14 protein-coding genes are annotated in these 17,211 nt (G+C 68.6%); all 14 read right to left on the bottom strand.

The window, feature by feature from the left end; translation table 11 throughout:
* Positions 1-58 precede the first annotated feature (58 nt).
* The 14 genes from tssG to AACL56_RS03690 all read right to left on the bottom strand — a co-directional run bounded on the left by tssG (position 59) and on the right by AACL56_RS03690 (position 17,170).
* Positions 59-1,282 carry a type VI secretion system baseplate subunit TssG gene (tssG, locus tag AACL56_RS03755; RefSeq protein WP_339088494.1) on the bottom strand — a complete coding sequence of 408 codons (1,224 nt, stop codon included), beginning with the start codon at positions 1,280-1,282 and terminating at the stop codon, positions 59-61.
* Positions 1,279-3,159: a type VI secretion system baseplate subunit TssF gene (tssF, locus tag AACL56_RS03750; RefSeq protein ID WP_339088493.1), complete on the bottom strand. Its 1,881-nt coding sequence runs from the start codon at positions 3,157-3,159 to the stop codon at positions 1,279-1,281. The genes tssG and tssF overlap by 4 nt, the downstream gene beginning before the upstream one ends.
* 121 nt (positions 3,160-3,280) lie before the next feature.
* A complete protein-coding gene (gene tssE / locus AACL56_RS03745; RefSeq protein ID WP_339092792.1) occupies positions 3,281-3,808 on the bottom strand; it encodes a type VI secretion system baseplate subunit TssE in 528 nt (175 codons plus the stop codon).
* Positions 3,809-3,816: 8 nt separating this feature from the next.
* Positions 3,817-4,680 carry a type VI secretion system accessory protein TagJ gene (locus AACL56_RS03740; protein WP_339088492.1) on the bottom strand — a complete coding sequence of 288 codons (864 nt, stop codon included), beginning with the start codon at positions 4,678-4,680 and terminating at the stop codon, positions 3,817-3,819.
* A gap of 127 nt (positions 4,681-4,807) precedes the next feature.
* A complete protein-coding gene (locus AACL56_RS03735) occupies positions 4,808-5,290 on the bottom strand; it encodes an Hcp family type VI secretion system effector (RefSeq protein ID WP_339088491.1) in 483 nt (160 codons plus the stop codon).
* A 51-nt stretch (positions 5,291-5,341) separates the two neighbouring features.
* Complete coding sequence (gene tssC, locus AACL56_RS03730; protein WP_339088490.1) at positions 5,342-6,850, bottom strand: type VI secretion system contractile sheath large subunit; 1,509 nt, start codon at positions 6,848-6,850, stop codon at positions 5,342-5,344.
* A 37-nt stretch (positions 6,851-6,887) separates the two neighbouring features.
* Positions 6,888-7,457 carry a type VI secretion system contractile sheath small subunit gene (gene tssB / locus AACL56_RS03725; RefSeq protein WP_339088489.1) on the bottom strand — a complete coding sequence of 190 codons (570 nt, stop codon included), beginning with the start codon at positions 7,455-7,457 and terminating at the stop codon, positions 6,888-6,890.
* A 64-nt stretch (positions 7,458-7,521) separates the two neighbouring features.
* Positions 7,522-8,607, bottom strand: coding sequence for a type VI secretion system protein TssA (gene tssA, locus AACL56_RS03720; protein WP_339088488.1), 1,086 nt, complete (start codon positions 8,605-8,607; stop codon positions 7,522-7,524).
* Positions 8,608-8,757: 150 nt separating this feature from the next.
* Positions 8,758-9,948 (bottom strand): fumarylacetoacetate hydrolase family protein, encoded by a 1,191-nt coding sequence (locus AACL56_RS03715; protein ID WP_339088487.1) that lies wholly within the window; start codon positions 9,946-9,948, stop codon positions 8,758-8,760.
* Between the two features lie 103 nt (positions 9,949-10,051).
* Positions 10,052-13,807, bottom strand: a complete 3,756-nt coding sequence (locus AACL56_RS03710) for a molybdopterin cofactor-binding domain-containing protein (protein WP_339088486.1) — start codon at positions 13,805-13,807, stop codon at positions 10,052-10,054.
* Positions 13,808-13,943: 136 nt separating this feature from the next.
* Entirely contained in the window at positions 13,944-14,444 is a 501-nt protein-coding gene (locus AACL56_RS03705; RefSeq protein ID WP_339088485.1) for a (2Fe-2S)-binding protein, read from the bottom strand.
* The gene (locus tag AACL56_RS03700) at positions 14,422-15,591 is read right to left on the bottom strand and encodes an ABC transporter substrate-binding protein (protein WP_339088484.1); all 1,170 of its coding nucleotides are present in this window, start codon (positions 15,589-15,591) and stop codon (positions 14,422-14,424) included. The genes AACL56_RS03705 and AACL56_RS03700 overlap by 23 nt, the downstream gene beginning before the upstream one ends.
* Positions 15,592-15,646: 55 nt before the next feature.
* Positions 15,647-16,372: a bifunctional nicotinamidase/pyrazinamidase gene (pncA, locus tag AACL56_RS03695; protein WP_339088483.1), complete on the bottom strand. Its 726-nt coding sequence runs from the start codon at positions 16,370-16,372 to the stop codon at positions 15,647-15,649.
* 63 nt (positions 16,373-16,435) lie between these two features.
* Positions 16,436-17,170 carry an ABC transporter ATP-binding protein gene (locus tag AACL56_RS03690; RefSeq protein ID WP_339088482.1) on the bottom strand — a complete coding sequence of 245 codons (735 nt, stop codon included), beginning with the start codon at positions 17,168-17,170 and terminating at the stop codon, positions 16,436-16,438.
* Positions 17,171-17,211: the final 41 nt, after the last annotated feature.

Here is a 17,211-nt window from a genome sequence, read left to right as displayed (position 1 = left end):
ACACCTGTGGCCCGGCAGAGCCGGTTCCACGGTGTTTCCCGAAAAGACCGTGATGTAGTCATGTCGTCGGCGTCTCGCGCGAAGTTGCGGAAGAGCGGGTAAGGGATGCATCGGTAGGAGCCGCCGATGCGGAACGGGAAAACAATGCTTCGGGCTGGAACACCATGTCGCCGGCATCGGTGTCCGCGAGGCGGGTGCCGAGCCAACTGCCCCAGCCCAGGCGCTGATTGCCGCCGAGCTGGGTGGCGCGCGCGTCCTGCTTCTTGAGCACGAGGCGCAGCTCCCACGCGAACTCGATGCCCACGTACTGGCGCACCCAGTCGACCACCTGCTGCAGCCGCTTGCTGCCGGGCAGCAGCTCGCGGAACTGCTCCTGCGTGAGCGGCCCGAGCTCGAGGCGGAACTTGCTCTGCGCATCACGCACCGCCAGGCCGATGGTGGCGCCGCCGCCGAGCCGGTGGTTGCGCCCGAACAGGCCGAGGCAGCTGACTTCGCGCTCGTCGATCATCACCCAGTCGCTCACGAACTCCTCGATGCGCACCGGCACGTCGAAGTAGAGCCTGAGGATCTGGATCAGCCCTTCGGGGTTGCGCGTCTGGCGCACGAGGTGGCCCGCCATGAAGGTGCGGGCATGGTCCGCGATGCGGTCGCGCTCCTTCAGCCCGGGCTGCCCCATGTTCATGAGGCTGGCGACGTAGTCGACGAAGCGGTGGCCGTCGGGACGGTCGAGGCTGTTGACCGACTGGGCATCGGCCCAGGCCCGGTAGAACAGCAGTATCAGCCGGTGATGGAACAGGTCGGCGAACGCGCTGATGGTGTTGTCGGCATGGTGGCGCTTGCGTTCGCGCGCGTACTCGGTCAGGTGCAGCGGCAGCGGGCCGTTGGGGCCGAACAGGCCGAAGCCGTAGATCGAAATGCGCGGCGGGCCGTCGCTGTCGACATCCACGCCCGACACGTTCGACGGCGCGAACGCCATCGAGGGCTCCTGCCCGACCCGCAGCGGCTCGTCCACGGGGCGCGGTGCGCGGCCCAGCAGCGGGTGGCCGCCCTGCGCGTCGAGACGGCGCAGCAGCATGAACAGGTCGTGCTCGAACGGCTGCTCGACCAACCGGGCCCACAGCACGGGGTCGGCTTGCGGCACGCCCCGTGCCGGCCGGCCGGGCTGCGGGTGCGGCACGACGTCATGCTGCACGCCGGCCGTATCGGTCGCCATGCCGGCAGCCATGCCCTCGTCCTCGGGCGTGGCGTGCTGCGTGCCGTCGGTGACGCCCGCTTCGCTCATACGGCGGGGCGGCGTCCCACGCGCGGCGTCCAGCGCGCGATCTCGCCGCGCTGCAGGCTCGACAGCGCGAACTCGGTGAATGCGTTGAGCGACACGTGGCGGCTGAAGAACTGCTCCAGCACGGCGCCGAAAAGGTACGGGCTCGCACCCGAGAAGGCGACCTCGTCGATCTTCAGCGCGATCTCCACGCCGCGGCCGAACACGATCGGCCCGGGTTCCGGCAGCCGTCGGAACACCGGTGCCAGCGCCATCGTGCGCACGCCCTGGATCTGGCGGCGCACCGACGGGTCGGCGAGGTTGCCGTACAGGTCGAGCATCTCGCGCAGCGCGGCGGCGCCCTGCACGGCATCGACGTCGGTGAGGCTCAGGTAATTCAGCCCCAGGTGGCTGATGAGGCGCCAGGTGATCGCCCCTTCGGCGAGCGCCGGGTATGGCCGCGAGGGCCCGCGCAGGATGCGGATCGATCGCACCGGCGCCGAAACGCGCAGCGTGAAGTCCGACTCGAGGCCGGTCGGCAGCAGCAGCGGCAGGTCGCGGTTGGTGCACAGCGCGTCGAGCGTGATGTGGCGCAGCGTGTGCGGAAACGGCGCGTCATGCTGGTCGACCAGCGACACGTAGACCTCGCTGCCGGTGTAGCTGGTGCGTGTGCCCTGCGCCCGCGCGCGGTCGGACACGAGGCGCGGCTCGCGGCGCAGCGAGAAGTAGGCACCGAAGTCGCCGTCGTCAGCCGCGAAGGAGCCGAGGAAGGGCCGGAACTCGCGCTCTTCGGAGCCGTTGGCCATGTGGCCGGTGACGCGCTCGACGGTGAAGATTTCGAAGTCGCGCGGCCGCGTGCGGTCGATCACCGCGTGGTGCTCGTGCTGGCCCGGCCCCACCGGGATGCGGTCGCTGCGGCGCGGAACGAGGTTGATGATCGGCGTGCAGAACAGCGAGAAGTGCTTGGCGTCGACCAGCCGCTCGAGGTCGGCGTCGGCGCGGTCGAGCAGGATCACGATCTCCATCGTGGTGCCGCCCATGGCCGAAACCGCCGCGCGCAGCTTGTTCACGCTGAAGAACAGGTAGCGGTCGGGGAACGCGAAGTACTCGTGCAGCAGGCGGTAGCCCTGGAACGAGCGCGCGTCGTACGGCAGCAGCGCCTGGTCGGGCTCGAAGCCCTCGTGCCTGATGGCGTCGTCGCCCAGCGGCACGATGCGCGGCCCGCCGCCCGCGGCGCCCGGGCCGCTGCGGCACACCACGCCGATGCTGTGGTGGGCCACGAGCTCGAGCACGCGCAGCGCATGCAGTTCGGCGCCCGACAGAAAGAACTCGAGCCGGTCGAGCGGCATGTCGGCGAAGCGTGCACCGCCCACGGCCTCGAGCTTGATGGTGATGGCGCTCCGGGCCTGGCGCGCGACCACCGGCATCGCGTGGGCGATCTCGGCGGGCACCGGGCCGATGCCGGCCTCGGCGATGCGGATGGGCCACAGCGTGACGGCATGGCCGGTGCAGAACTCGCAGGCCGTCTGCTCGCCCTTGATCATGCGGCCGCGCAGGATGGTGTGGCGCGGCAGCTCGTAGCCCGCCTTCAGCGAGCCTTCGTTGAGGTTGCCGTCGATCTGCACCACGGCCATGGCCGGCAGCGGCGCGAGGAAGTTGGGATACACCACCTCGAGCAGCCGCTGCGAGAAGCGCGGGAACTCCGCGTCCATCTTGAGCTGGATGCGCGCGGTGAGGAAGCTGAAGCCTTCGAGCAGGCGCTCCACGTACGGGTCGCTGACCTCGATGCCGCGCATGCCGAGCCGGCCCGCGATCTTCGGATAGCGCTGCGCGAACTCGGCGCCGAGCTCGTGCATGTAGGTGAGCTCGCGGTTGTAGTAGTCGAGGAGCCTGGCGTCCATCAGTCGCTCGCCCCCAGGCTGCGCGCACTTCGTGTCGCTTCGCCAACCCCCTTGCAGGGGGCAAGACCGGTGGCCAGGCAAGGCCGGTTCCACGGTGTTCCACGAAAAGAGAACGCCAGCATCAAAGTCCCCCCGTCGGCCGCAGCACCATGTGCCCGCTCTCCAGGTCCAGCTCCGAACGCAGGATGAACTCGATCGGGTACGGCACCGACCACAGCGTGCCGCGGATCTCCAGCGCGAGCAGGTTGTGATGCTCGAGGTCGGTTGCGTCGGTCACGCAGCGCACGTCGATGCTGTCCTTCATGATGCGCGGCTCGAAGTCGATGATGGCCGCGCGGATGGCGGCCTCGACGTCGGCGAAGTCGACCTCCGACATGCGTCCGCCGGCCCAGCCGCGAACGCCGTAGTTCACCACCGAGCGGCGCGCGCGCGGCATGGCATTGATGTCGTGGTCGGCGCCGAAGTTGGTGGTGTTGAGCAGCCACTGAAGGTCGCGCAGCACCGAGTCGCGCAGCAGCTTGCCGCTCATGAGGAAAGCGCCCGCGCGTTCCTGACCCGTCTGCGGCGTCTTGTCGGTGAGGCGATCGAGCAGCACCGGCTGCAGGCGGTCGCGCGCGACGCTTTCCTGCTGGTCGCCGTCCATGTCCATCATGGCGCTCATGCGTTCGCGGCCTCCCGCGTGAATTCCACCAGCCGCAGGTCGAGCAGCGAATGGTCGCCGGTCTCGCTGATCAGCGTGCGCTGGCCCTGGCCGGCGTACTGCTCCTCGCCGGGCAGCGGCAGCCAGTCGGTGCGGCGGCCGAGCGTGGTCTCGTCGTCGAGGCCCTCGAGGCTGCCCGGGTAGCGCACGGGCACCAGCCCGTTGAGCGCGCGGCCGTCGTGCAGCTCGATCTCGGCGGGCGCCCACAGCAGGTCGACGAGGTGCTGCGGACGCGAGAACTTGATGCGGCGCACTTCCGTCAGCGGCAGCCATGCATAGCCCGAGGGCGTGAGCAGTTCCAGCACGGGGCCGATGCGCACGTCGCCGTCGCACAGCCAGCCGAAAGCGCTGCGCGCGACGGGCTCGCCGTCCAGCGCCTGCGCGGCGCGAGAGTCGGAACGGTCGACGCTGGTGAGCGTGCCTGCCAGCGCGGGTGCCGCTTGGCGCGCGGCCTCGCGCAGCCCCGCGGCTTCGTCGGCGCGCCCGGCAGGCAATGCCGCGGCGGCGATGAGCTGTTCGACCCAGTCGGCATTGCCGCCCAGGACGGCCGGCGCGCGTCCGCCGGACCAGAAATCGGTGCGATGGCGTTCGCCCGCGAGCGCCATCGAACAGGTCACGCTCGCAGGCGTGAAGGTGGGATCGAGCTTGGTGGCGAGCTTGAGCTGGTCTTCGGCCCGTTGCCACTCGCCGCGCAGCGCAAGGAAGTGGCAAAGGGCGAGCCTCAGGCTGGCGTTCTGGGGACTGGCACGGATCTGCCGCTGCACCCATTCGGTGTGCTCGGCCACGGAGCGCTCTCCCAGCACTGCAAACCCATCTCCCATGAAGCTTCCTCGCTGACTGACTGACTGGCACGCGGCACTGAGGGCCGCTGTGCGAATGACGGCCGCTGGCCGTCGGGAAAACATCGCGGCCGGCCCGTGGGCCGGCCGCGCATCGGAAAAAGGAAGATCAGGCTTCCTTGTTTTCCTTGATGTTCCAGCCCAGGACCGTCTCGGCGCCCTTGCCGCCCTTGTCGGTCTGTTCCCAGTACTGCTGCTTCACCTTCGCGGCCTGGAAGGCGTACTGCACGAACACGGCGTCGGAGCCCTGCTCGGCCGTGTATTGCACCGAGGTGACCAGCACTTCCTCGAGCGTGACGCGCGTGTATTCGATCTGCGAGCCCCCCGCCTTGCAGACCGACACCTCGACCTTGGCAAGGTGCTTGCCGCTGGCGCAGTTCTTCATGACGGACGGAGCCGCCTTGTCGATGCGCGCGAGCACCTGCAGGTCATTGAAGCTCGCCTTGCCCACGCCACCGCCACCGCCGCTGACCATGTTTCCAGGCTGCGTCGCTCCCCAGGCAAACGACTTGATATCCGTCCAGTCCTTGTGGTTCGAGTCCTTGGATTCGCCGTTTGCGCCCTCGACGCGCATGAACATGTCTACTGCCATGATGATTAACCCCCAAAGTTATTTGCGCCCGTATTGCGGGACACCGTTGAATTAGCTGCTGTCCTTCTTGTTGGATGGCAGCTTCGAAACCAGCCGCAACGACACCGTCAGCCCTTCGAGCTGATAGTGCGGCCGGAGAAAAAACTTGGCGGCGTAGTAGCCCGGGTTGTCCTCGATGGCTTCCACCTGGACCTCGGCCGCCGCCAGCGGCTTCATTGCCTTCGTGTCCTGCGACGACGTGCCTGGGCTGCCGTCGACGTAGTTCATGATCCAGTCGTTGAGCCAGCGCTCCATGTCCTCGCGCTCGCGGAACGAACCGATCTTGTCGCGCACGATGCACTTGAGGTAGTGCGCGAAACGGCAGCAGGCGAACAGGTACGGCAGCCGTGCCGCGAGGTTCGCGTTGGCGGTGGCATCGGCGTCGTAGTACTCGGCCGGCAGTTGCAGCGACTGCGCACCGATGAAGGCCGCGAAGTCGGAGTTCTTGCGGTGCACCAGCGGCATGAAGCCGTTCTTGGCGAGCTCGGCCTCGCGACGGTCGCTGATGGCGATCTCGGTCGGGCACTTCATGTCCACGCCGCCGTCGTCGGTGGGGAAGGTGTGGGTGGGCAGGTTCTCCACCGCGCCGCCCGACTCCACGCCGCGGATCGACGTGCACCAGCCGTACTGCTTGAACGAGCGGTTGATGTTCACGCCCATGGCGTAGGCCGAGTTGGCCCAGGTGTAGCGGTTGTGCGCGGCCGAGTCGGTCTCTTCCTCGAACTCGAATTCGTCGACCGGGTTGGTGCGCGCGCCGTAGGGCAGGCGCGCCAGGAAGCGCGGCATGGCCAGGCCGATGTAGCGCGCGTCTTCCGAGTCGCGCAACGATCGCCATGCGGTGTGCTCGGTGTTCTGGAAGATCTTGGTGAGGTCGCGCGGGTTCGACAGTTCCTGCCACGAATCCATCTGCATCACCGTGGGCGATGCGCCGGCGATGAACGGGCAGTGCGCGGCGGCGGCGATCTTGGCCATCTCGGCGAGCATCTCGACGTCGGGCGGGCTGTGGTCGAAGTGGAAGTCGCCGATCAGCGCGCCGAAGGGCTCGCCGCCGAACTGGCCGTACTCGGCCTCGTAGATCTTCTTGAACAGCGGGCTCTGGTCCCAGCCGATGCCCTTGTGGCGCTTGAGCGAGCGCGCCACTTCGCGCTTCGAGGCGCACATCACGCGGATCTTGAGCTGCTCGTCGGTCTCCGTGTTGTTCACGAGGTAGTGCAGCCCGCGCCATGCGCCTTCGAGCTGCTGGAAGTCCTCGTGGTGCAGGATCTGGTTGATCTGCTCGGAGAGCTTGCGGTCGATCTCGGTGATGATGGCCTGCACCGTGCGGTAGGCATCGTTGGAGATGGTGACGGTGCTCTCCAGCGCCTGCACGGCCAGCGTCTTGACGGCGTTCTCCACCGCCTCGCGGGCCTGGTCGGTCTTGGGCTTGAACTCGCGCTGCAGCAGGTCGGAGAACTCGTTCGGCGCGAGCGCCTCGACGGTGGCTTGCGCCTGCGCGGCGGTCTTCTGGGATGCGGTGCTCATGATGGCGTTCCTTGGGCTCTGCGGGTGCTTCTCGCGCTTACTCGGAAGCGGTGCCGGGCGCGCCCGACTTCTCGTTCGCGGCTTCCACCGCCTTGGCCACCGCCGGGTTCGGCGCCGACGCCAGCGACTTCAGCAGTGCCGGGTTCTGCAGCGCCTGCGCGATGAGCTGCTCGGCGCCGTTCTTGCCATCCATGTACGAGAGCAGGTTCGACAGTTCGGTGCGCGCTTCGAGCAGTTGCTGCAGCGCGCCGACCTGGCGTGCGATGCGCGCGGGCGAGAAGTCGTCCATGCTGTCGAAGGTGATGTCGACGTTCATCTGGCCGTCGCCGGTGAGCGTGTTGGGCACCTGGAAGGCCACGCGCGGCTTGATGGACTTCATGCGGTCGTCGAAGTTGTCGATGTCCACCGCCATGAATTCGCGCTCCGCGAGATCGGGCATCGGGTCCATCTGCTTGCCCGCGAGGTCGGCGATGACGCCCATCACGAAGGGCAGCTGGATCTTGCGTTCGCTGCCGTAGATCTCGACGTCGTACTCGATCTGCACGCGCGGCGCGCGGTTGCGCGCGATGAATTTCTGACCACTGTTCCTGACGCGGTTGTCTGCCATAAAGCTTCCTCTTGAATCTGAAATTCTTGGGGGTCGTGCCCCCTCCCTGTGGCCTTGGAAACGGCTATTCGCTGCTGTTCGCGCCGCTCAGCGGCCGCCCCGCGAGGCTCTCGATCTTCTGCAACCCCTCCGGCACGAGCTCTTCGATGATCTGGAAGAAGTTGAGCTCCAGAAGACGCTGTGCCCTTCGTATCAACATCGGCGCCGGATGACTGGGCTCCGAGCGCTCCAGGTACTGGCAAGCTTTTTCCAACAGAACTTGCACATCATCACGATTCGATATTTCAATATCTTTAATAAGTACCGTGCGTAGGCCGATACCGCCACTTGCAGCGCCCTGCTGCTGCGGCACAGCGGCACCCGCAGCCTGCGGATCGGCTCCAGAGTGGGCTTTCTCGGGTGCGGGAATTTCGGCCTGCGCCTGCTCGGGCAGCAGCTGCACCACGCTGCGCATCGACTTCTCGAGGCGCGAGAAGTCGGGCGCCCAGCTCTGGCCCAGCGCGCGTTCGCAGGTCTCGCGGATGCGCTGCAGGCATTCGAGCGCCGCGCGCAGTGCCAGCACCGGTGCGGCCGACTTCTCGTTGGCGCGGCGCGCCGCATCCTTCAGGCGGCCGATGCCTCCGGGGTAGTCGATCTGGTGGTCGGTCCTGCTCGAATCGAGCAGGGCCTCGACTTGGCGCAGGCTCATCAGCGTGCCGGCATCGTCCAGCAGGCGGGCATCGCGCACGCTGCGTCCGAGCCCCTCGGGCTCGGCCAGCGCGGCCAATGCGTTCATGCGGGGCAGCGGATCTTCGAAGTCGCCGTCGACGACCCGCGGATGCACGTCGTCCCAGAATTTCTGCAGCACCGCGTCGACGAGCCGCAGGCCGTCGACATAGCCGGGCAGGCCGCGGTTCTCGGTCCACGCGAGCGTGAGCGGCACCAGCACGCGGATGTCCCGCGTGCGCGTGCACAGCTGCTTCGCCAGGCGCTCCACGCGCGCCCAGTCGGGCGGCTCTGCGGGAATGATGGTGGAGCCGAACTGCTGCTCGCGCTTGCCTGTCGTCGCTTGCTGCAACGCCAGGAAATCGGGGTCGTATTCGAGGTCTTCACCGCACGGAAGCGGGCCGTCCACAGGCGACTGCAATAGATCGTTCTCGGTCGGCGACAACCTCTTCTCCCTTGTTTAACCGTTCTTCACAATGGTTATCTTGAGGGGAACGCGATGTGCGGTCAACAGCAACAGAGTGCAACGCGCAGGCTATGAATCACAAAGGAGTACAACTCCTTTCATTCAGCCAACAGAACGTCTACGGAACGCTTACAGCAGCCCACGTCCGCCCAAGTTGCGCATCAATGCACCAACACCGAAGGTCCATCTGGGCGCCTGGTCCGCATGCACCACGCGGTTGACCAGTGCGCCGAGTTCGGGTGCGGCGATGCGCACGCGGTCTCCCACGACATGGGTGAATCCTTGGCCAGGACCGTGACGGTCTTGTGTCGGTGCGAACATCGTTCCAAGAAACAACATGAAGCCGTCCGGATAGGCGTGGTGCTTGCCGATGGTCTGCGCGACGAGGTCGAGCGGATCGCGGCTGATCTTCGACAGCGAGCTCGAGCCTTCGAGCATGAAGCCCTCGGGGCCCGTCACCTCCAGCGCCACGGTGATGCGTCGCACGTCGTCGATGCCGAAGTGGTCGTCGAACAGCCGGATGAAGGGGCCGATGGCGCATGAGGCGTTGTTGTCCTTCGCCTTGCCGAGCAGCAGCGCGCTGCGGCCTTCGAAGTCGCGCAGGTTGACGTCGTTGCCCAGGGCTGCGCCGAGCGTCTCGCCGCGGCTGTTCACCGCGAGCACGACCTCGGGCTCGGGGTTGTTCCACACCGAGCCCGCATGGATGCCCACATCGGCGCCCGTGCCCACGGCCGCAAGCACCGGGGCCTTGGTGAAGATCTCGGCGTCGGGGCCGATGCCGACCTCGAGGTACTGCGACCATGCGCCCTGCGCGATGAGCACATCCTTCACCTTCATGGCCTGGGGGGAGCCGGGCACGATGTCGGCAAGGTTGTCGCCGAGCACTCCGCCGATGGCCGCGCGCGTGGCCTCGGCCCTGGACGCATCGCCGCGCGCCTGCTCCTCGATGACGCGCTCCAGCAGGCTCGCAACGAAGGTCACGCCACTGGCCTTGATGGCCTGCAGGTCGCAGGGGGCGAGCAGCCATGGCTTTCCGGTGTCGTGCGAACCGCCGTCGCCCTGGTCGCTGTTGGCGATGGCTTCGTCGAGCGAGGCGATGCGCGGCGCATCCTTCAATGCGCGCCGAACGGCCTGTGCAGGGGCTTCGTCGCGCTCGAGCAAATCGCTCATGGTGGGCGCGAGCTTCGACAGGTCGTGCAGGCCGCCTTCGTGCACGGCCACCAGCACCGGCCCCACGCCGGGCTGCCAGAGCCGCCCGACGAGGGTCGCGCGTCCGGCGTCGCGCGGCAGGCTGGAAGAAGTCGAAAGATTCAATGGCATGGCGGGATGTCTCCGTGGATGTGTACTTCGCTACGGCGCATCGTAGCGGCGCATCCGCGCGCGTGCCCGGCCAGGCCCCTTCTTTCGGGGTCCGGGCTTCCCGTCAGTGCCCCGGTGCGGCCCGCACGCGCGCCACTTCGGCGGGCAGGTCGTTCCACGCCGGTTCCTGCGGCGCGAATCGCGCGCGCATGTAGCCTGCGAGCTCGGCGATCTGCCGGTCGTCGAGCACGTCGCGGAACGCCGGCATGAAGCCGATGTCGCGCGTGGCGGGCTCGCGCACGCCGTCGAGGATGGTGCGCAGCAGGTTGTCGGGCTTCGCGCTCGTGAGGTTGCTGTTGAGCGCGAGCGGCGTGTTCACGCCCAGCAGCGTGGGGCCGTTGCCGTCGTGATGGCAGGCGGCGCACGCGCTGTCGAACATGCGCTGCGCGGGGCCGAGCAACCGGCCCTGTGTGCGCGCGGCGTTGTCGACCGCCTCCTGCGCGACGGCCTTCGGTTCGGCAACCGGCGCGGGGTTGAACGAGCCGAGGTAGGTGGCGATGGCGCGCACGTCGTCGTCGGACACCTGCTGCATCTCGCGCACGACCTCGGCCATCGGCCCGCCGGCGATGCCATGGCGCTGCGTGTGGCCGTGCCGCAGGTAACGATAGAGCTCGTCGGCATCCCACGGCGCCGCCGACTTCGACAGCTGCGTGAGCGCGGGCGCTTCCCAGCCGTCGACCATCGCGCCCGAAAGGAAGGCCTCGCCGCCCTGCTCCGCGCCGAGCGCGTTGCGCGGCGTGTGGCATGCGCCGCAATGGCCCAGGCCGTTGACGAGGTACGCGCCGCGGTTCCATTCGGCACTCTGCGTGGCCACGGGTTGCAGCGGCGCGGGGTCGTGGAAGAGCGCGTTCCATCCGGCCATCAGCGGGCGGATGCTGAACGGAAACTTCAGCTGCGACTTCGGCGTTTCCGCGCGCACGGCGGGCATCGACATGAAGTACGCGTAGAGCGCCTGCAGGTCGTCGTCGCTGGTCTTCGCGAATGCGGTGTACGGGAAGGCGGGGTACAGGTAGTGGCCGTCGCGCGAGACGCCTTCCCGCATCGCGCGCTGGAACGCGCTGAACGACCAGCGGCCCAGGCCCGTCTCGGCATCGGGCGTGAGATTGGTCGTGTAGAGCGTGCCGAAGGGCGTGTCCATCGCGCGGCCACCCGCGTTGGGTGCGCCGCCGGGTGCGGTGTGGCACACCGCGCAGTCGCCGACCGCGGCGAGCACGCGGCCGCGTTCGATGGTGGCCTGGCTGTAGACCGGCGCGGTGAGCGACACCGGCGCGATGGCCGATCGCCAGCCGAGCAGGCCTGCGATGACGCCGATGCCGCCGATGACAAGGGCTGCGCCCGTGGCCCACAGACCCTTGCGCGTCGGCCAGGGCGCATCGATATTGCTCCTTCCCCCTCTGGGGGAAGGTTGGGATGGGGGCACGGCAGCGTCACCATTCAAACGCCGCTCGCCCCCACCCCCGCCCTCTCCCGGCGGCGGTGGAAGAAACGCCCGGTTCATCTCCGCCAGCACCGTCTCCGGCGTGAACGGCGGCGACCTGAAGCGCACACCCGTCGCATCGAAGATCGCGTTCGCGATGGCCGCGGTGCCCGGCACCGACGAGGACTCGCCCGCGCCCAGCGACGGCTCGCCGGGCCGCGGCATGTGCATCACCTCGATCACCGGCACTTCGCGGAAATTGATGATCGGGTAGCTGCCCCACTCGCGGCTCGCGACCACGCCCGAAGGCAGCACGCCCGGCAACTGCGCGCCGCCGGACGCTTCGCCCTGCCGCTGCTGCGGCGCGAACTGCACGCGCTCCTTCAGCGCGCGGCTGGTGGTCTGGATCACGTTGCCGTGCACCTGGTGCTCGACACCCGCCGGATTGACCAGCAGGCCCGCGTCGTGCCCGACCACCACGCGGCGCACATGCACCTCGCCGGTCTTGCGGTTGACCTCGACGTCGGCCACCCACGCGGCCCATGCAGCGCCGAAGCCCGGCCACTTGCTGTGGATGTAGCGCGCATAGGCGAAGCCCTGGCCGAAGAGGATGTCGCCGCCTTTGCCGAGACCGCCGTTGGCGTTCTCCTGCGGCCCGGTGCGCATGCGCCAGCCGGCCTTCTGCGCGGTGGCCTGCACCAGCTCGATGGCGCGCGGGTCTTCCAGGTGCTGCAGGCGGAACTGGACCGGGTCGACGCCCGCGGCCGTGGCCAGCTCGTCGATGTACGACTCGTGCGCGAACGAACTCGGCAGCGCCGACACGCCGCGCAGCCACGAGGCGCGCACGATCGGTGCCATGTCGTTCACCTTCACGCGCAGGTTGTCGTAGCTGTAGGGCGGACGCGCGGTGCGGTCGCCCATCTCGTAGGCCTGCGCCACCGGCTCGATGGTGCGCGTGAGCAGCAGCGCCAGCGTGGGCGCGCCGTTCGACGGATAGGAAGTCTCGAAGTCGTAGGCCGCGACGCGGCCGTCGGCCATCAGGCCGCCGTCGATCTCCATGAGCTGCGCGGTGCCCTTGGGCTCCCACGCGTGTTCCTGTTCGCGCGTGAGCTGCACGCGCACCGGCGCGCCGACGGCACGCGCGAGCAGCGCCGCGTCGGCCGCCACGTCGTCGGCGCAGTTGCGGCCATAGCAGCCGGCGGCTTCCATGCGGACCACGTCGACCTGCACGTCTTCCACGCCCATGAGCTTTGCGAGATCGGCGCGCAGCACGTGCGGGTTCTGCGAGCCGGCCCAGCAGCGCAGCTGCATGCCGCTGCCGTCGTCGGGCTGCCATTCGGCCAGGGCGCACGACGGGCCGATGGACGCATGCATCTGGTACGGCCACACGTAGGTGCGCTGCATCGGCTGCGCGGCCGCGGCGATGGCGCCGTCCACGTCGCCTTCGTCGACCAGCAGGCGCTGCGTCGAGGGGTTGTCGCGCAGGGCCTGTGCGACGTCGCCCAGGTCGGGCATGCCGGGCCACGCTTTCCAGGTGACGCGCAACTCGCGCAGCGCCTGCTCGGCGTGTTCCTCGCGCTCCGCGACGATGCCGACGAAGTCGCGGATGACAACCACGGCACGGATGCCGGGAATGTGCGCAATCGACGACTCGTCGACCGCCTCGAGCGTGTTGCCGATGAACTCGCCATGGTCCGCGCCTGCGTAGGGCGGGCGCACCACGCGGCCGTGCAGCATGCCGGGCACGCGCATGTCGTGCACGAAGACGAGCTCGCCCGCGAGCTTGGCCGGGATGTCCACGCGCGCCTGCCGCGTGCCGACCACGCGATAGTCGGCGGGGTCCTTCGGCTGCGTCTTCGGATCGAGCCGCAGCACGGTGCGCTGGCCGGCGACGAGTTCGCCGTAGCCGACGTGGCGGTCCGGCGCCTCGGCCACGCGCACCACGCCGTTGCGCACCTGCAGCGCATCGGCCGCCACGCCGAGCCGCCCGGCGGCGCGCGCGAGCAGCCATGCGCGCGCCTGCGCCGCGGCCAGGCGCAACGGCTGCGAATGGATCTGGATCGATGCGCTCGCGATGGTCGCGCCCTGGTTGGGGGCGCGCGCGGTATCGCCGAGCATCATGCGCACGCAGGGCATGCCGAGGTCGAGCTCCTCGGCCACGATCTGGCCCAGCGCGGTCTGGATGCCGGTGCCCAGGTCGACATGGCCGTTGAGCGCGGAGGCGCTGCCGTCGTCCCACACGGCCAGCAGGATCTCGTCGCCCTCGATCGGATTGCCCGCGACCAGCGCAGGCTGGCCCTTGGCGGGCGGCGGCGCGGGCGGCGCCTCGCGCACGACGAGCAGCACGCCGTCGGCCGAGAGGAACTCGGCGCGGGTCTGCGGAAGGTCGGCGCGGCGGGTCATGGCTTTGCGCCCTCGCCCCTGGGGAAGAGGGCGGGGGTGAGGACACGCGGCACTTGCGAAGGCTGTGCTTGCGCGAAGGCCCCTGCCCTCACCCCAACCCTCCCCCGCGAGCGGGAGAGGGTGCAGGTCCGGCCACTCACTGTTTCACCTCTGCGCGCATGCGCACCGCCGCGCGCTGCACGGCGTCGAGGATCTCGATGTGCGTGCCGCAACGGCACAGGTTGGCCGACAGTTCCGCGCGGATGCGCGCTTCGGTCGCGCCCGGATCGCGCGCGAGCAGTGCCGCTGCCTGCATCACCATGCCGTTGAGGCAGTAGCCGCACTGCGCGGCCTGCGCGTCCTCGAATGCGGCCTGCACGGGGTGCCAGCCGCCGCGCGCACCGAGCCCTTCGAGCGTGGTGATGGCGCGGCCCGCCACGCCGTGCGCAGGGATCACGCACGCGCGCGCCGCCACGCCGTCGACATGCACGGTGCAGGCGCCGCACTGCCCGAGCCCGCAGCCGTACTTGGGGCCGTTCAGCCCCAGGTCGTTGCGCAGCAGATGCAGCAGCGTCGCCTCGCGCGGCACGCCCTCGAACGATTGCGCCTGGCCGTTGACTTGCAGGTGCAGCGGCTCAGCGCCGCAACTGGCCGTCACGGGTGTACATCTCCAGGTCGACGAAGGTCGATCCGTTGTGGTTCTTCGCGCTGTACTCGATGGGGAAGTCGCCCATGCGCGTGCTTCCGATGCTTTCGAGCCCCGCGATGAAGCTGTCGCGCGTGAGCGCCTTGCCGCCGCGCCGCAGGCCTTCGACCATGACGCGCGCGACGATGTAGCCCTCGAGTGCGGTGTAGCTGTCGATCTTCTCGCCGAACTCGGCACGGTCGCGCTGGTAGTCGGCCACGATGGGCACGCGCTGGGCCTGCGGCGGCGGCACGATGCTGGCCGTGACCAGTCCCGCGAGCTTGCCGTCGAGCCGCTTGGCGGAACCTGCCGCGTCGGTGATGCCCACCGACAGCGTGTACAGCGGCGCGCCCACTGCATTGGCGCGGTAGTCGCGCATGAACACCTCGACCATGCGCCCGGCCATGATCATCACGACCGCCCCGGGCTTGGCTTCGGCGAGGCCGGTGACGACCTGCTTCGCGTCTTCCGCGGCGATGGCGAGCGGAAAGGTCTTGAGCACCTTCACCTTGTAGTCGGCCGCGAGCTCCTCGCAGGTGGCGAGGTTCGACTTGCCGAAGGCGCTGTCCTGGTAGACCACCGCGATCGACTGGATGCCGATGGTCGACAGGTGGCTGATGATCTTGCGCAGTTCCAGGTCGTAGCCCGCGCGCACGTGGAACAGGTAGCGGTTGGTCTTGGTGCGGAACGAGCTGGTGCCCACCAGCGGCGCGAACATCGGCACGCCCGCCTTCTCGGCCAGCGGCATGGCAGCCGCGAGGTTGCCCGTGGCCACGTAGCCGGTGAGCGCGAAGACCTTGTCCTCGTCGATCAGCTTCGCGGTGTTGACCGCGGTCTTCGCGGGGTCGTAGGCGTCGTCGTAGGTGACGAGTTCGATCTTGCGGCCGTAGATGCCGCCCGCCTTGTTGACGCGGTCGAGGTAGAGCTTGATTCCCGCGCGGTAGTCGACGCCGAAGTCCTTGGCCGGACCGCTGAACACGGCCGACTGCCCGATGCGGATCGCGGTGTCGCTCACCCCGTTCGTGCCGTTGTCCGCGCGGGCCTGCCTCAGCAGGCCGGGCCCGAAGGCCAGGGCCGCGCCGCCTGCCACCATGGCACGCCTGGAAATCGAAAGCTTCATGCGTCGTGTATCTCGTGGTTGTTGACGATGTTCGTCGCGCGGTGCCGGGCGCCGTTCAGGCGGCCTGGATGTCGGCGGACTGGATGCGCTTGACGCCCTTGGCCTGCATCTGCTTCCATGCGGCGGCGAGCGAGCCGTTGAGGTCGATGCCGCGCGTGGCGTCCTCGATCACGTAGGCCTCGAAGCCCGCCTTGCGCGCGTCCATGGCGGTCCAGGCCACGCAGAAGTCGGTGGCCAGGCCGGTGACGAACACCGTCTTGATGCCGCGCGCTTTCAGGTAGCCGGCCAGCCCGGTGGCCGTCTTGTGGTCGGCTTCCTCGAAGGCCGAGTAGCTGTCCATGTCCTTGTGGAAGCCCTTGCGGATGACGAGCTGCGCGGTCGGCACCTTCAGGTCCTTGCCGAGCGCGGCGTCGTCGGTGCCCTGCACGCAGTGGTCGGGCCACAGCACCTGCGTGCCGTAGCTGAGCTTGGTGGTCTCGAAGGGCTTCTTGCCGCTGTAGGTGCTCGCGAACGACGCGTGGCCGGCCGTGTGCCAGTCCTGCGTGACCACGATGTTCTCGAACGCGGGCGCCAGCGCGTTGATGACCGCGATGACTTCGTTGCCGCCCTTCACCGCGAGCGTGCCGCCGTCGAGAAAGCAGTTCTGCACATCGACCACGATCAGCGCGGCCTTGGCGCCGGGCTTGATCCTGCCTGCCGCGAAGGCGTTGAAGCCGAGGCTGCCGAGGCCGCCGGCCAGCCCGAGGGCAGCGGCGGATTTCACGAGGGTTCTGCGATGCATGACTTGGACTCCAGGTTGATGAAGAACAGGAACGTAAGCAAAAACTCGGCCGCCCCGGGGGACTCACACACTGAGGTAGGCGCGGCGCACTTCGTCGTTGGCCGCGAGCTCGGCCATGGTGGCGTGATAACGGATCTGCCCCTTCTCCAGCACATAGGCGCGGTCGGAGACCAGTTCGGCGAAATGCATGTTCTGCTCCGACAGCAGGATGCTCACGCCCTGCGCCTTGAGCTCCAGGATCATGTTGGCCATCTGCTCGACGATCACCGGCGCCACGCCTTCGGAAGGCTCGTCGAGCAGCACCAGGTACGGGTTGCCCATGAGCGTGCGTGCCACGGTGAGCATCTGCTGCTCGCCGCCGCTCATGCGACCGCCCGGACGGTGGGGCATCTCGCCGAGGTTGGGGAACAGCTTGAACAGGCGCTCGGGCGTCCACAGCGGCGCGTCGCTTCCGTCGGCCCATTGGCGCGCGGGCTGCTTGCCGACCTCGAGGTTCTCCATCACCGTGAGGTCGGTGAACACGCGGCGGTCCTCGGGCACGAAGCCAAGGCCCAGGCGCGCCGCATGGTGCGGCTCGCTCTTCGAGATGTCGTGGCCCAGGAAACGCACGGCACCGCGGCGCTTGGCAAGCATGCCGATCAGCGCCTTCAGCGTGGTCGACTTGCCCGCGCCGTTGCGGCCCATGAGCGCGACGACTTCGCCGCGGCGCACGTCGAGGTCGACGTCGTACAGGATCTGCGCGGCGCCGTACCAGGCGCACAGCGCCTTGGCCTGCAACAGGGGTTCATGCGTGCTCATCGAATCGACTCCATGCTTTGCAACGCGGTGCGGGCTTGCCG

This window comes from Variovorax paradoxus (assembly GCF_902712855.1).
GTDB classification, from domain to species: Bacteria; Pseudomonadota; Gammaproteobacteria; order Burkholderiales; family Burkholderiaceae_C; genus Variovorax; species Variovorax paradoxus_Q.
This window is presented reverse-complemented; position numbering and strand designations above follow the sequence as displayed.

What these genes read in the sequence shown, in the direction of transcription:
- tssG (WP_339088494.1), bottom strand. Translation starts at nt 1,282, where the DNA reads ATGAGCGAAGCGGGCGTCACCGACGGCACGCAGCACGCCACGCCCGAG.
- tssF (WP_339088493.1), bottom strand. Translation starts at nt 3,159, where the DNA reads ATGGACGCCAGGCTCCTCGACTACTACAACCGCGAGCTCACCTACATG.
- AACL56_RS03735 (WP_339088491.1), bottom strand. Translation starts at nt 5,290, where the DNA reads ATGGCAGTAGACATGTTCATGCGCGTCGAGGGCGCAAACGGCGAATCC.
- AACL56_RS03700 (WP_339088484.1), bottom strand. Translation starts at nt 15,591, where the DNA reads ATGAAGCTTTCGATTTCCAGGCGTGCCATGGTGGCAGGCGGCGCGGCC.
- AACL56_RS03740 (WP_339088492.1), bottom strand. Translation starts at nt 4,680, where the DNA reads ATGGGAGATGGGTTTGCAGTGCTGGGAGAGCGCTCCGTGGCCGAGCAC.
- AACL56_RS03715 (WP_339088487.1), bottom strand. Translation starts at nt 9,948, where the DNA reads ATGCCATTGAATCTTTCGACTTCTTCCAGCCTGCCGCGCGACGCCGGA.
- tssE (WP_339092792.1), bottom strand. Translation starts at nt 3,808, where the DNA reads ATGGACATGGACGGCGACCAGCAGGAAAGCGTCGCGCGCGACCGCCTG.
- AACL56_RS03690 (WP_339088482.1), bottom strand. Translation starts at nt 17,170, where the DNA reads ATGAGCACGCATGAACCCCTGTTGCAGGCCAAGGCGCTGTGCGCCTGG.
- AACL56_RS03710 (WP_339088486.1), bottom strand. Translation starts at nt 13,807, where the DNA reads ATGACCCGCCGCGCCGACCTTCCGCAGACCCGCGCCGAGTTCCTCTCG.
- tssC (WP_339088490.1), bottom strand. Translation starts at nt 6,850, where the DNA reads ATGAGCACCGCATCCCAGAAGACCGCCGCGCAGGCGCAAGCCACCGTC.
- pncA (WP_339088483.1), bottom strand. Translation starts at nt 16,372, where the DNA reads ATGCATCGCAGAACCCTCGTGAAATCCGCCGCTGCCCTCGGGCTGGCC.
- tssB (WP_339088489.1), bottom strand. Translation starts at nt 7,457, where the DNA reads ATGGCAGACAACCGCGTCAGGAACAGTGGTCAGAAATTCATCGCGCGC.